The organism is Gemella sp. 27098_8_155 (genome assembly GCF_041433725.1).
In the GTDB taxonomy this organism is placed as follows: domain Bacteria; phylum Bacillota; class Bacilli; order Staphylococcales; family Gemellaceae; genus Gemella; species Gemella haemolysans_D.
On the sequence record NZ_JAPWCA010000005.1, the window covers coordinates 117,874 to 133,061 of the forward strand.

Sequence of the window (15,188 nt, forward strand, 5' to 3'; positions counted from 1 at the left end):
TAAATAGAGACGGTAGTGTTCATGACTTCTTCTTAGATAAGGCGATATGCATTACTAAGAGGGAGTCATATTTTTATTATGAAAGAAAGTTTTGGATATTTTTGAATGGAGGTCATATGTTTAACGAACGTGAAAAACTAATATTACAAGTTTTGTTGAAAAATACTGATGAAGCACTTAGTATAAAAGAGATAGCTAAGGCTACAAAAATAAAAGAAAGAACACTTTATAGAGAGATTAAAAACTTAGAGAGTTCATTAGATCAACTTGGAATTGATTTAACGAAAGAAAAGTCTAAGTATGTACTAAAAGGTGATTTATCTGAGCTGGATTCTTCGCTATTTGAAGCTAGTTTTGAAGATTATGCATATTCAACAGAAACTAGATTAAATTTAATATTATGCTTTTTAATTTTAAGTGAAGATACTTCGATTAAAGATATTTCTGAAAAACTGATGTTAAGTTATAATACTGTTGCAACTGCAATAGGTACTATAGAAAAGATTTTATCTGATTACAAGTTGACATTGATTAGAAAAAAAGGACAGGGTATTGAAATAGAAGGTAGTGAGGTAGATCGAAGAGTACTTCTTATTTCATTGCTATGTAATGAGATTAGTGATGAGGAATTTTTCACTAGATTAAATGATCGTAGTATTTTATCAAGTAATCCATTCATTAAATTCTTGAACTTTGATTTTTTAAAAAAGGTATTTTATGAAAATAAACATCTTGATGTGTTTAAAATATATACTGATTCAAGTATTAAGAAAATCCTTATAAGTTTAAATGTAGTTTTTCTTCGAATGTCTTATCCAACTGATATTAAAGAAAATATTACGAAACAAGAATATGATAGTATAAAATCACTACTAACCGCTTCTAAAGATATAATTGACTTCGATATTACAGATGATATAATCCAATTCCTTGTCAAAATATTAAAAACATGTCGTTTAATCGAACAACTTTCATATTTAAATGATAAGTATTCATATACTCTAGTATATAAGATTAGTCTGTTGATAAAATATGTATCTGAAAAAATGAATGTGGATTTTACACAAGATACGAATCTTTCTAGCGGTCTTATCGCTCATGTTGAATCTGCGATAAAAAGACATCAGATGAACCTAACAGAGGAGAATGATGAATTACAAGATTTTGTATTGAAAAATTATAATGAGCTATATCTTGTAATTAAATCAGAACTGTTAGTTGTTTTTGATGAAATAATGTTTAATTCTACGGAGTTAAGTTATATCGTTATACATTTTGCTTCTAGTTATGAACAAATTTATAGAAAGAATTTTATTCGTGCTCTTGTAATATGCGCTAGTGGAATAGGAAGTTCAAAAATTTTAGGTAGTCAGATTAGAAAAAATATTCCTGAAATAAAAAATCTAGAATATACAATTCCTAGTAAGGTAACTAAACCTTTAGTAAACAATTATGACGTAGTTATATCTACAATCGAACTGGAACAAGATGTCGATTACTTATTAATCCCGACTATACTAAAAGAAAAAGATATAAACTTAATTCGCGAAAAAATATTATCTAGTAGAAGTTTCAAAAGAAATAATACTGTTAAAAGAGAGAATATTGTCAATATTGATAAGTTTAGCAGTGCGTGTCGAATTATTTTGAAAAACACTGAGTATGTTGAAACAGACAGCCAAGCCAACTATGAAGGAATATTAAAAGGTATTTTAACTGATTCGACACTGAATATCACTAATAAAAATGAAGTCTTAGATAGTTTGTTAGAAAGACATAATAAAAGTTCTGTAGTTATTCCTAATACGAACATAGCTCTTTTCCATACGTTAAATAATGATATCGAAGAACCGTTTGTTATTATTAGTTCATTAAATGATCGTATCGTTATGAAGGATTCAATGGAAAGTGATCAGATTATTGATAATTTTATAGTGATGGTCAGTCAAAATCAACAAGAATTTACAGATTTGCTTAGTCAAATTAGTATTGCGATATTAGATGATGAGGTATTTACTAAAGCTCTAGCTAGTAAGAATAAAGACTTTATCCTTACAAAGATTGAACTAATCTTGAAAAATTATATTTTACAGTTATAGTTATAATAGCGATTTGGAAATTAATTTCAGGTCGCTATTTTGTTATAAATGAAGTTCATATATAGCGATATTTTAAAGTGATTTACTGCTGAATTAATTTTTTTTCAGTATTTATAACTCTATTTTGGCAAAAAGTGTTTTGCCGACTTTGATATTGTTTAGAAGGATAACTAAAGGTATAATTAACTTATAAGAAACAGAACAAGAAAACTCGAAGGAGAAATGAAGATGAATTTAACAAAAAAAGATATTAGGTTAGGGCAAGAAATTAGTAATAAAGAAGAAGCGATTAGAAAAGCAGGAGAAATCTTAGTAGAAAATGGATATGTAGATAGTGATTACATCCCTGCGATGTTAGAAAGAGAAGAAATCGTATCAACTTACATGGGGAACTTTATTGCGATTCCTCATGGAACAGATGAAGCAAAAAAATCAATTAAAAGCACAGGAATTTCTATTATTCAAATTCCAGGTGGGGTTTCATTTGCTAAACCTGAAGATACAGAAGACAAGATGGTATTCGTAGTATTCGGTATAGCTGGTAAAGACGGTGAGCATTTAGAATTATTATCAAAAATAGCAATCTTCTGTTCAGAACAAGAAAATGTTATAAAATTAGTAAACGCTGCTACTGAAGAAGAAGTTATTACTTTATTATCAGAAGTTGAATAATTAAAAATAAAATTAGTAAGAAGGTATTACAATGAAAAATTTACATTTTGGTGCAGGAAATATCGGACGTGGATTCATAGGAGAATTATTAAATAAATCTGGATATCACATTACTTTTGTAGATATTAATAAAGATGTGGTTAATGATTTAAAACGCCGTGATACATACACTATTAGAATATTAGATGAAAATATCGAAGAAGTTGAACTTAATAACTTTGATGCTTTAAACATTGCTGAAGAAAAAGAACAACTTTATACAGCAATAGGTGAAGTAGAATTAATTACTACTTCTATAGGTCCGAATGTTCTGCCTATCATAGCTAAAGACATCGCAGAAGGATTAAAATTAAAAGTAGAGAATAATAATACTAAATTATTAGATATTATCGCTTGTGAAAATATGATTTCTGGATCTGAATTTTTAAAAACAGAAGTATTTAAACACCTTTCAGAACAAGAACAAGAGTTTGTTAATAAATATGTAGGATTCCCAAATTCGGCAGTAGATAGAATCGTACCAGCTCAAAAACATGATGATGTTCTTCTAGTTGAAGTGGAGAAATTCTGTGAATGGGTTATAGAAGCGGATAAAATTAAAGTAGAAAGTAATAGAAATATTGAACAAGTACACTACGTAGAAGATCTTAATCCATTTATTGAAAGAAAACTATTTACGGTAAATACAGGGCATGCAGCACTAAGCTATATTGCGAATTACTTAGGTATTGAGTTAGTCTCAGATGGTGCTAAACATGCTGACGTAAGAAAAGATTTCATTGCTGTATTAGAAGAAACTAGTGCATTACTTGAGAAAAAATGGGGATTCGATAAAGCAGAGATGGAAGCTTATAGAAATAAAACAATCAAACGCTTTGAAAATCCTCGTATTGTAGATAATGTTTCTAGAATTTGTCGTACTCCTATAAGAAAATTAGGGTATAATGAAAGATTTATTAAACCTATTAGAGAGGCAGAAGAATTAGGATTATCAAATAGTGCTTTATTAAAAGCTTGTTCATATATTCTTACATTTAAATCTGAAGAAGATGAACAATCTGTAAAACTTGAACAACTAATTAAAGAAAAAGGTGTTATTGAAGCTTTAAGTGAAGTAACAGAATTGACGGACACAGCCTTATTAAATAAAATTAAAGAAGGTTATGAAAAATTAGTTTAATAATACATACAAGTATCTCTATAGTAAAATTATGGCATGACGTGTATACATAAGAATGAAATAGTATGTATTATTAGAAATTTATATATAAAATAATAATCGAAAGTCTTTGGAATTATTGATTCTAAAGACTTTTCGCATTGTTTTAGAAAAAATAAAAATATACGTTGTAGCTATTGACATTACTACTAAAGATGGTATCATTGTAGCATGAGTTAATAATAGATTATAAAATGAAAATTTGGTGATGATAGAAAAAAGGGAATAAGCTCTTTTAAGAATTAATAGGAATTTTTTATGAAGTATCTAGTATTAATAAAACGTTAGAGAACTATTAAATATCGTTAGAATCCGATGTTTAAAGAGAAATGAAGAGAATTATATTATATATGTATAAAGAAATGTTACAGGAGAGAAATTAATGAAATACAGAAAAGAGAAGTTTGTCATCGATGATAAAGAATGTATTGGATATATAACTGATGGTGCAAAATACTTATTAATTCAACCTGTTGATGAACATGACATAGAAGTATTGGATAATGAAGTAGCAGAAATTCAAAAAAATACAGAAAAACAATTCTCACTTATTGCTTTTAAAATAGAGGATTGGAATAATGAACTTTCTCCTTGGGAAGCACCTCCAGCATTTGGAAATAAATCTTTCGGTTCTGGTACTAAAGATACTTTAGAATTTATTGAAAGTAGATTAATACCAATGGTTAAAGAAAAATATAATCTAGATGATGAAATTATATTTATTCTAGGTGGTTATTCTTTAGCAGGTTTATTTAGTCTTTGGAGTGCGTATAAGTCAAATACATTTTCAGGTATTGTGGCGGCTTCTCCGTCTGTTTGGTTTAATGGTTGGGAAGAATTTATGAATAATAATACGCCATTAAGTAACACTATTTATCTAAGCCTAGGTGATACTGAAGAGAAGACGAAAAATAAAGTAATGTCTAAAGTAGGAGATAATATTAGAAATCAGGAACAACTATTAAAAAATGATAATATAAATACAATATTAGAATGGAATAAAGGTGGTCATTTCAGTAATTCAGATTTACGTGTAGCTAAAGCATTTATATGGTGTATTGAAAATGTTTAATTAGAAATATTAATTAATTTTAAAATAAAAAAGAAAGAATAGATTGTAAATGAGTAGATAGATTTTAATAAAGCTTATTTTCTTTCATTCTATTCTTTTTCACGTTATAATTAAGTTACTATTACTAGAAATTTTCGGAGGTAACATATGAATGAAGTAATTAAAACGATGCTAGATCATCGTACGACTCGTAGTTTTGTAAAAGGAAACGAACTTCCTAAAGAACACCTTGAGCAAATCATCGCTAGTTCTAAACAAGGTTCTAGTTGGATGAATGGTCAACACTATAGTATTATCGTAACTACAGGTGAGACTAAACAACAAATCGCTGATTTAATTCGTGATAAAGCACCTGGTAATGCTGCTCATATTGAAAATTCAGCTGCGTTCTTACTATATTGTTTAGATTATACTAACATCAAACTAGCGTTTGAAATTGAAGGTGTAGAGTTTGATATTTCTAATCAATATGAACCACTACTTATCGGTACTTTAGATGTTGGTATTGCGATGCAAAATGCCGCTTTAGCTGCTGAGTCTTTAGGATACGGAATTGTCTATTGCGGTGGAGTAAGAGGTTTTGGAGATAGGATTTCTGAATTACTAAATATTCCAAAAAATGCTCTGTTCCTATGTGGACTAAGTATCGGCGTTAAAGATGAAGAGTTATCTACGGAAAAAGTTAAACCTAGATTACCAGAAGAGGCTAATGTAGGATACAATGAATTTCCTAAATCAAACGTAGAAGTATTAAAAGAATACCGTCAAACTATGGTAGAGTTTGCTGAAGCACGTGAGACAAAAACATGGACTAAGAAATTCGCTGACTTCTATGCACAACCTTCAGGAATAGAAAAAGTAACTAAAGAACTATTAGAAAAAAATGGTTTTGTTAGTGAGAAGGAATAATAAGGTTAATTATAAAGGAAAGTATGTAAATGAACATATTTAAATTCTTTAAAAGATTTATTAAACAACCTGAAAACATAGTTGTTGATTTTAGAAAAATTACATCAACAGAAGATATTAGTAATATGAATGAATTTATTGCTGTGGATCTTGAGACTACAGGATTAAGTTCATATGAAGATAAAATATTGGAAATAGGTGCTGCTCATTTTAAAGACGGTAAGATAATTAATAAGTTTAACATGCTTATAAATCCTAAAATTCCAATTTCTGCAAAAATCACTAGTATAAATGGCATTACTAATGAAATGGTAAAGAATGAACTATGTGAGTATGAAGTTATCAAATCTTTTTATGATTTTGTTAAGATTCCTACTAGCAGGGGAGTAATTTTTTGTGCACACAATGCTAAGTTTGATTTTGGATTTCTAGAGAATGCTTTTAATAGAAATAAAATAAGTTTAAGTTTGAAGTATATGGATACTTTACAATTAGCAAAATTATATATAGAAGATATAAAAAATTATAAGCAAAGTACTTTGGAAGAATATTTCAATATTAGTAATGAAAAATCACATAGAGCTCTTACCGATGCAATGGCATGTGGTGAAATATTTATAAGTTTGATTGAATTATATAGATTAAAACGTAAAGATGGTCCAATAAATTATAGAAAAAAGAAAAATATACCAACAGATGAAGATTTACAAGTTTGTGCCCATATTCTATATGTCCTTAAAAGTAATGGAATAGACATTGGAACTATATCATTTTTTAGAAATAGTTCAAATTATGTTGATATTAGAGTTAATGGTGTAAATTTCTTAAGGTTTAAAATTTCCAAAAAAGGTAAATATATTATATGTGATAAGAGTAAAATAGATTTTAATGAGTATGTTAATGAAGATTGCACTGAAACGGAAGGTGGAATTAATTATGTTAGAATATTCTTTTCGAATTCTATGTTATTAGATAGATTGTCTGCTTATATTTTTGATTCTTATAATGAAGGAATAGAGAGATGGAATAGTATTTTAGAGTATGGTTTGGATGATGATTTTGAGGAATATTTAGTTAACTCCACAAGTATTGATGAAGTGAAAATGAATGAATTACTTCTTGAAGCAAAGGAAATTGATGATACTGTTGAGGTTAAAACAAAAGAAAAGTTTAAAATTAATCAAGTAGTATTAACGAAAAAAGCTGAAAGAATTCCATTAACTGAAATAGGGAATATTGACGATTGGGATAGAGGGTTTGATGAAGGATTTCCGTTTTATCTAGAAGGTGAAGATGAAAGAAAAGCAGGAAATTTAAAAGAGTCTATAAAATTATTTGATATAGCAAGGGAAAAAGGTTATAGTGCACCTGCATTATATCGCTCTTATGCTATGGCGTACAGAAAAATTAAAGACTACGAAAATGAAATACTTATCCTACAAGAAGGTATAGAAAGAGATGAAAGACATAGAGATTCATTAGAAGGAAGATTAAATAAAGCTATTGAATTACTATATAAAAAACAAAATTCTAAGAAATAAAATTTAAAGTGAAACATTGGTAATACTATGATATTACTGATGTTTTTCTTTTTTAAATTTTTTTCAAAAAAACTATTGTCAAAAAAAGTCAAACATGTTATAATTAATTTAAGGTCAAAGAAGGTCAAAAAGATAAAACTTAAATATATCCCATAAAACCTTTTAGTTTATTAAATATTTAGTTGTATCTTTTGAGGACAGTATCTTTATTATATTAGAGATACTGGTTAACTAATAAAAGCACCTTTTGATCTAATAATTTAATCAAAGGAGATTTACAATGGATATTAATAGTTTTACTAATAGTGTGAAAGAAATCTTAGCGAAATCTTCCGAATTTGCAACAGATAAAAAAAGTCAAAGTATTACGAGTGAGATGTTCTTAAAAGCGGCTCTTACTGGTAGTAATTTATATAGTGATATATTAGGAAGAGTAAATGTTGATAAGGTAAATTTAACTCATGAGTTAGATAACGAGATTGCAAAAGTAAATAGTGTAGAAGGAGACAATATCAATTACGCTAGTTACCTAAGTAATGATTTGAATGCTTTATTAATAGAAGCTAATAAATATAAAGAGAAATATGAAGATAAATTTATTTCGTGTGAACATATTGTTCTTGCGAGTTATTTGAAAAATAGTATAGTAAAAAAATATATCGATAAGGTGACAACGTTAAAAGATTTAGTAGCTGTTATCGATAATATCAGAGGAGGTAAAAAAGTTATGAACGAAAATCCAGAAAACAACTACGAAGTTTTAGAAAAATATGGTCGTGATCTTGTAGAGGCTGCACGTAGTGGTAAAATTGATCCTGTAATAGGACGTGATGAAGAAATAAGAAATGTAATTAGAATTTTATCAAGAAAAACAAAAAATAATCCAGTGTTGATAGGGGAACCTGGGGTAGGTAAAACTGCGATTGTTGAGGCACTGGCTCAACGTATTGTGCGCGGTGATGTACCTGAAAGTCTTAAAGACAAAACTGTATTCGAACTTGACCTTACTAGTTTAGTAGCAGGAGCTAAATATCGTGGTGAGTTCGAAGAACGACTAAAAGCTGTATTAAAAGAAGTTAAAGAACAAGATGGAAAAATAATTCTATTTATCGATGAAATTCATATGCTTGTTGGTGCAGGTAAAACTGATGGAGCAATGGATGCTGGTAATATCTTAAAACCAATGCTTGCTCGTGGTGAACTTCACTGTATCGGTGCTACAACTCTTAATGAATATCGTCAATATATCGAAAAAGACTCTGCATTAGAACGTCGTTTCCAAAAAGTTCTTGTTAAAGAACCAACAGTAGAAGACACAATTTCAATTCTACGTGGTCTTAAAGAAAGATTCGAAGTATACCACGGTGTGAAAATCTCTGACCGTGCTATTGTAGAAGCTGCAGAATTATCTAACAGATATATTACTGATAGATTCTTACCGGACAAAGCTATCGATTTAATCGACCAAGCTTGTGCTACTATTAAAACTGAAAACTCTTCTAACCCAGCTGAATTGGATACAATCAATCGTAAAGTTATGCAACTAGAAATAGAAGAAAAAGCCTTAAGTAGTGAAGATGACGAAGTATCACAACGTCGTTTAGAAAACTTAAAAGAAGAGTTGGCTAACCTAAAAGAAGAACAAAATAAACTTCAACTTCAAGTTGATAGTGAAAAAGAAAAATTATCAGCTGTTAAAAATCTTCGTGAAAAAATCGACAGAGTTAAAGTTGAATTAGAGCAAGCTCAAAACAGCTATAACTTAGAAAAAGCTTCTGAGTTACAATATTCTACTTTACCAAAATTAACTCAAGAGTTAGAAGAATTAGAAGAAAAATCTAAACATGAAGAATATAAACTTCTAAAACAAGAAGTTACTGAAGATGAAATTGGATTTATCGTAAGTCAAATGACTGGTATTCCTGTAACTCGTCTAGTAGAAACTGAAAAAGAAAAATTATTACATCTTGCTGATACAATTCATGAAAAAGTAATAGGTCAAGATGAAGCTGTAGAGAGTGTAACTAACGCAATCTTACGTTCTCGTGCTGGTATCGCTGATCCGAATAGACCAATCGGTAGCTTCCTATTCTTAGGTCCTACAGGGGTAGGTAAAACTGAGCTTGCTAAAGCATTAGCTCTTAACTTATTCGATGATGAACGTAATATCGTGCGTATCGACATGAGTGAATACATGGAAAAACACTCAGTTAGCCGTTTAATCGGAGCACCTCCAGGATACATCGGATATGAAGAAGGTGGTCAACTTACTGAAAGTGTAAGACGTAATCCTTACAGCATTATCTTAATGGACGAAATCGAAAAAGCTCACCCAGATGTGTTCAATATCTTACTACAATTATTAGACGAAGGTACACTTACTGATTCTAAAGGTGTAGTAGTAGATTTTAAAAATACAATTATTATCATGACTTCTAACATTGGTTCATTAGAACTATTAGAAGAAGTTAAAGACGGTGTAATTTCTGAAGAAACTCGTAAAAATGTTACTAACCAACTTTACGGATACTTCAAACCAGAAATCCTTAACCGTATGGATGATATAATTATCTTTAAACCATTAACTGAAGATAATATTAAAGGAATTGCTAATAAACTTCTTGATGAATTAGTAAGACGTGTTGCAAGTAGAAATATTGAATTAACATATGATGAAAAAGTTTCTGCTTGGGTGGCAACAGCAGGATTCGATATAAAATTCGGTGCTCGTCCACTTAAACGATTCATCCAAAGTCAAATCGAAAATAAACTTTCAGTTGAATTAATCCGCCATGGTATCGAAGATGGAATGGAAATCCACTTAGACTATGTAGATGATCAATTGAAAATTGATATTAAATAGATTGTCTAATAAATTTAGGGCTGGAAAATTATTCCCAGCCCTAAATTTTGTATATATAGTATGTTAGTCACAATTTCCAGAAGACCATATATAGCCTAAATTATAATGATAGAATTTAAATTTAGTGTAAAAGTAAGAAGAGGAATTTATAAAACAAATCAAAAAAAACGTGCCAATAAAATCTTAAAAAGTATGGTTAGAAAACATTCAGTCTTCTAATTATGAAATACTCGTCATATAAATCTACCAAAGAATTGATTGATTATAAAATTCCCCGATACTTTGTAGTTGATTTATACTGTTTAATACTTTACCATTGATCATATGAACGTACATATTCTGAAATCAAGTCTTCTCCCCAACCTAATACAATTTCTTCTGAAAATAGTTCAATTTTTTGGTTAAATTCAGAATACAATACTCCATTTTCCTTATAGAATATACGGAATGATTTCGCTATTTTATTTTTAGAATAAATATGATATTTAATTTCCACATTACAATACTTTTCGTTATCTTTTGCTGAATGATAATCGATGTAAATATAAATTCTATCAAATTTTTGTTCATAAAGAGAATGTTCGATATCATTTTCCACATTTATTGAAGTATAATCTACTCCATTTTTTGATTTATTTTTATATTCGGATAATATCGTAGAAATTAACTCTAAGTTATATTCATCGTTTAACTTTTCTAATGCTTTGACAAAGGTTGTACTAAATGTATTAACTAGTAATGCATTTTTCTTTTTTATTTCTTGTATATAAATTTTTCTTTTTTCTTCGAATTGTAAAACTTCCATTTTTAATATTTCATTACTATTTATTTTTGGTTTTTTAAGAAATTTTTCAATTAAAATAATTAATTCATCATAATCTGATCTTTCATCAGGATTATAATTTAAACAAATTGATATAATATTATTTGCGAAAATCATATCAGGGTTATTAACAAATTTTTTTGCTAAATCAAATTCTTTTAGATGCCAAAGATTTGATAGTAAAAAATTATTTTCTTCACCATTAATCATATACCAAATAACTTTTCCGATTGAAAATATATCCCCTTTATGATTAACATTGTCAATTCTGCCTTTTTCATATTCTGGAGCAATAAACATTCTTGCACCTATCGCAGTTTCGGCTGGAGTCAATCTTTCTTTTTCTTTATCTAAATAGCAAATCCCAAAATCTGTTAAAAACAACTTATAATCTTCTCCATTTTTTTCATATAAAATATTATCTGGTTTAATATCTCTATGATAAATAGGATTTTCAAATTTTGAAATTTTATTCAATGCACGTAAAATGGGCAATAGTAGTTCTAAAGTTTTTTTAACCTCACCTTTTGTGTAAGTTAATAAATCATTAAGATTACCATGATATATTTTCATTTCTATATAAGATTTTGTAACATCCTTAGAATCAACAAAAACATCATAAACTTCTACTATACCATCAATAGGATTATCTTTAAAAAATCCCATTATTTTTAATTCTAATTTAAATCTATCTATTTTTTCTTTAGAAGAAATATTTCTTAAAAACTTCTTAGCTGTTGAATTTTCAGTAAAATAAATATTTGAATTTCCACCTTTTTTATCTGGTTTTTTATCCATTGTAATACCCCTTTAATAATTATTATACATTTTTATTATTAAATCTCTTAAATACTTATTGATAAGTTTCATTTTCTGCTTTTCTCTAGTTTTTACAGAATTTTTAATCATCAATTACTCGCTTAGATATGAATAATATCTTATGTTATCTTATAATTATATCATATTGAGCTGAATATTTATGGAAAATAACAACTTCTACAGAAAAGAAAAATATACTCTTTGCTGTAGGTTTAATTTTAAATATAATTTTTAGTGAATAACCTAATTGAATTAAATAAATTTATATAATTTCTAATAACATGAAAATCAGTTAAATTAGAATCCACTATTCAAATTTTAAATATAAATTATTCATTAAGTATTAGACATGAAGAGAAGAATGCTTGAATAATTGTCTGTATATGAGAATTTTTACTTGGATTAAAAAATGTTATATTCTAATAGAATTTAAACTAATTCTATTAGAATACCGTAAAATTCTAATATTGTTTATTGTATAATAGAAAACTTTAAAATATTACAGTAGAAGTTATTTTTTAGTTTAGTTATAGTTGTAAAGAGAGAAGTTTACTTGTATAATTGTAATAATAGTTATTTATAAAAAGTGTAAAATAATGAATAGAATAATCTTTTGTACTGAATTTATTCTAGAATTAGTAATAGATGTTTTAATGTATAATTATATAGAAGATAAATAGATAGGAGAACAGTATATGAAAATAGCGGTTATGGCTGGAACACCGATTGATTCGAAATTAGGTGCTGAGTTACTAAATTCATACGGCTATGATAATGTAGTTTTAGTACCAATTTCTAATAATCCAGTAGAACAAACTACGTTCCAAGCATTAGAAGATGAAGAACGTGAAAATATTATTGTAAAGATTATTGATGAATTAAAAGAGAAAGGTTGCGACGCAATCTTTGTATATTGTAACTCACTTAGCTCGGTTGTCGATTTCGATAGATTGGCAGAAAAAATGAATATTTCTATTATTACTCCTATGCAAATGTATAGAAATCTAGGTCTTGAGTATAAGTATCTCGCTGTAATGGCGGCTAACTCTCATGGTCTTACGGGTGTTGAGAACAATCTTTATGTATCGAATCCGCGTCTACGTGTATTAGGACTATCGATGTTGGAGCTTGTTAAAGCGATAGAAGAGGGGAATAAACCTGAACAAATAGTTGATGATTTCAACTTTAAGACACTGTTTAATTATTTCGAATTAACTAATGTAGAAGCAGTTGTTCTTGGATGTACTCATTTTCCTTATATCAAAAAAGAACTTGAGAAAATTACTAACCTTCATATCATTGATGTAGGGGTATTTATGATAGAGAGTTTAAAGAGAAAGAATATATAGAATGCCAATAGGAATAATGATTAATACGATTGCTATATTCTTAGGTGGTATAGCTGGAGCTCTTTTAGGAGATAAATTACCTGAAAAATATAAAGAACAATTAAATATGATTTTTGGACTTTGTTCAATGGGAATGGGAATAGCGTCAATTGGACTTATGAAATATATGCCAGCGGTAATATTCGCGATTATTATAGGGACATTGGTTGGATTATTCTTTAATCTTGGAGATTTAGTATATAGAGCTTGTGCAAAATTGCAAAAACTTATGGTGAAAGTTGTTCCAAAAACAAATACTTCTATGTCAGAGACTGAATTTTTAGCTACATTGATTACGGTTATTGTACTATTTTGTTCTAGCGGAATGGGAATTTACGGAAGTCTTAGTGAAGGTATAACAGGGGATCCTAGTTTATTAATTACGAAGTCTATTCTGGATTTCTTTACAGCAGCTATTTTTGCATGTAATCTTGGGTATATTGTATCTCTAATAGCTGTACCACAATTTGTTATTTTTACGTTATTATTTTTATCAGCAGGTTTAATAGTTCCACTTACAACACCTGAAATGATTAATGACTTTAAGGCGTGTGGTGGTTTCTTAATGGTTGCAGCTGGATTTAGAATATTGAAACTTAAGATGTTTCCGGTTGTAGATATGGTACCTGCTATGATATTAGTTATGCCATTTAGTTGGCTTTGGGTTAATGTGATTTTACATTTATTATAAATATATATAAATAAAGCTAGTTAGAATTTCTTTCTGACTAGCTTTTGTGTTGTTTTTATTCGATTTTGGAAATATATCGCATATGCCGATGCTATTTTCCTTCTAAGTAACTTTCATTTCTTTCTTTTGCTTGTGCAAAGATACTATTGTATTCATCTATCATTTCTTCTGTATATTCTCCTTCAACTTGGTCACAGTCTAGTGAATAAAGTACTTTTTCAACTCGCTCATATACATCCTCTAGAGTAAACTCTTTATGAAGAAGTTTTTCTAATGTTTCCATACAGTTCGGATCGACTTTTGGATATTTGTAATTTATTTGTTGATCTTTAATCCCGATATCGTAAAATTCACGCATTATGTTCGCGCGTTTTTGTTGATCTCCAAAGATACTGATATATATTGAAACAACGACTGAATCTTTAATTTTTCTTTGAGCAATTCCAGCGAATTTCTTTCCATTTATGCTTAGGTCATAATCACCAGGACAGTATGAATTTGTTATTTCTATTGCATCAATTTTATTAGCACCTTCAGGGAAGACTGCTTTGATAAATTCTGTCATTAGCTCATAACCTTCATTAATTGAAAAATTATCTTTTGGCTTATTCATAATGATTGATAAATTTAATATACCTTTATCTGAAATTATTCCTAGTCCTCCGATATTTCTAACTGCTGGAATAATATTATTTCTATAAAAAGCAAATAATGCTTCGTCAAAAAATGGAACACGTGTATCTGGAGCTCCAATTATTGCTGAGTTCGGTAATGTGTACATGTGTAAAATACACTCATCATTACCAGAAATTGTACGTAAAAACATCTCATCGGTAGCAATAGGAATTAGGGGGTTTACAATATTTAATGTTTTATAGACATTGAATTTTTTATTTCGAATAAGATTTAGCATAGCTACTCCTTCTAAAATTGTCGATTATATATAACTTAAAAATTAATACTTTATCATTATAATTTATGAGATTAATTTATGCAAGGCTTTAATTAGATTAAGAAATAAAAAAAGAGACGGGAGCGACTCAAAAATCGTGATTTCGTAGAAATGATATGTACCCCTTTTACTGGACAAAC

11 protein-coding genes are annotated in these 15,188 nt (G+C 28.5%); 9 read left to right on the forward strand and 2 right to left on the reverse strand.

Annotated features, from left to right (window positions below; genetic code table 11):
- Positions 1-116: 116 nt before the first annotated feature.
- From O5Y44_RS03825 to clpB, 7 genes are all read left to right on the forward strand, one after another.
- The gene (locus tag O5Y44_RS03825; RefSeq protein ID WP_271966384.1) at positions 117-2,099 is read left to right on the forward strand and encodes a BglG family transcription antiterminator; all 1,983 of its coding nucleotides are present in this window, start codon (positions 117-119) and stop codon (positions 2,097-2,099) included.
- 228 nt (positions 2,100-2,327) lie between these two features.
- Complete coding sequence (locus tag O5Y44_RS03830; protein WP_204644222.1) at positions 2,328-2,771, forward strand: PTS mannitol transporter subunit IIA; 444 nt, start codon at positions 2,328-2,330, stop codon at positions 2,769-2,771.
- A gap of 31 nt (positions 2,772-2,802) precedes the next feature.
- A complete protein-coding gene (locus O5Y44_RS03835; protein WP_371465569.1) occupies positions 2,803-3,951 on the forward strand; it encodes a mannitol-1-phosphate 5-dehydrogenase in 1,149 nt (382 codons plus the stop codon).
- Between the two features lie 421 nt (positions 3,952-4,372).
- Positions 4,373-5,062 (forward strand): alpha/beta hydrolase, encoded by a 690-nt coding sequence (locus O5Y44_RS03840; RefSeq protein ID WP_371465570.1) that lies wholly within the window; start codon positions 4,373-4,375, stop codon positions 5,060-5,062.
- 147 nt (positions 5,063-5,209) lie between these two features.
- Positions 5,210-5,971: a nitroreductase family protein gene (locus O5Y44_RS03845; RefSeq protein WP_271966381.1), complete on the forward strand. Its 762-nt coding sequence runs from the start codon at positions 5,210-5,212 to the stop codon at positions 5,969-5,971.
- A 29-nt stretch (positions 5,972-6,000) separates the two neighbouring features.
- On the forward strand, positions 6,001-7,512 hold the full coding sequence (locus O5Y44_RS03850) for a 3'-5' exonuclease (protein WP_271966380.1): 1,512 nt from the start codon (positions 6,001-6,003) through the stop codon (positions 7,510-7,512).
- Between the two features lie 280 nt (positions 7,513-7,792).
- Complete coding sequence (gene clpB / locus O5Y44_RS03855; protein WP_271966379.1) at positions 7,793-10,375, forward strand: ATP-dependent chaperone ClpB; 2,583 nt, start codon at positions 7,793-7,795, stop codon at positions 10,373-10,375.
- 310 nt (positions 10,376-10,685) lie between these two features.
- On the opposite strand, the gene O5Y44_RS03860 is transcribed toward clpB, so the two are convergent.
- Positions 10,686-11,996, reverse strand: coding sequence for a protein kinase domain-containing protein (locus O5Y44_RS03860; RefSeq protein WP_271966378.1), 1,311 nt, complete (start codon positions 11,994-11,996; stop codon positions 10,686-10,688).
- 716 nt (positions 11,997-12,712) lie between these two features.
- On the opposite strand from O5Y44_RS03860, the gene O5Y44_RS03865 reads away from it, so the two are divergent.
- Together O5Y44_RS03865 and O5Y44_RS03870 are read left to right on the forward strand one after the other, a co-directional pair.
- Complete coding sequence (locus O5Y44_RS03865) at positions 12,713-13,366, forward strand: glutamate racemase (protein WP_371465571.1); 654 nt, start codon at positions 12,713-12,715, stop codon at positions 13,364-13,366.
- Between the two features lies 1 nt (position 13,367).
- Positions 13,368-14,096, forward strand: coding sequence for a DUF554 domain-containing protein (locus O5Y44_RS03870; protein WP_271966376.1), 729 nt, complete (start codon positions 13,368-13,370; stop codon positions 14,094-14,096).
- 91 nt (positions 14,097-14,187) lie between these two features.
- Here O5Y44_RS03870 and O5Y44_RS03875 read toward each other — a convergent pair whose 3' ends face one another.
- Complete coding sequence (locus tag O5Y44_RS03875; RefSeq protein WP_371465572.1) at positions 14,188-15,009, reverse strand: lipoate--protein ligase family protein; 822 nt, start codon at positions 15,007-15,009, stop codon at positions 14,188-14,190.
- Positions 15,010-15,188: the final 179 nt, after the last annotated feature.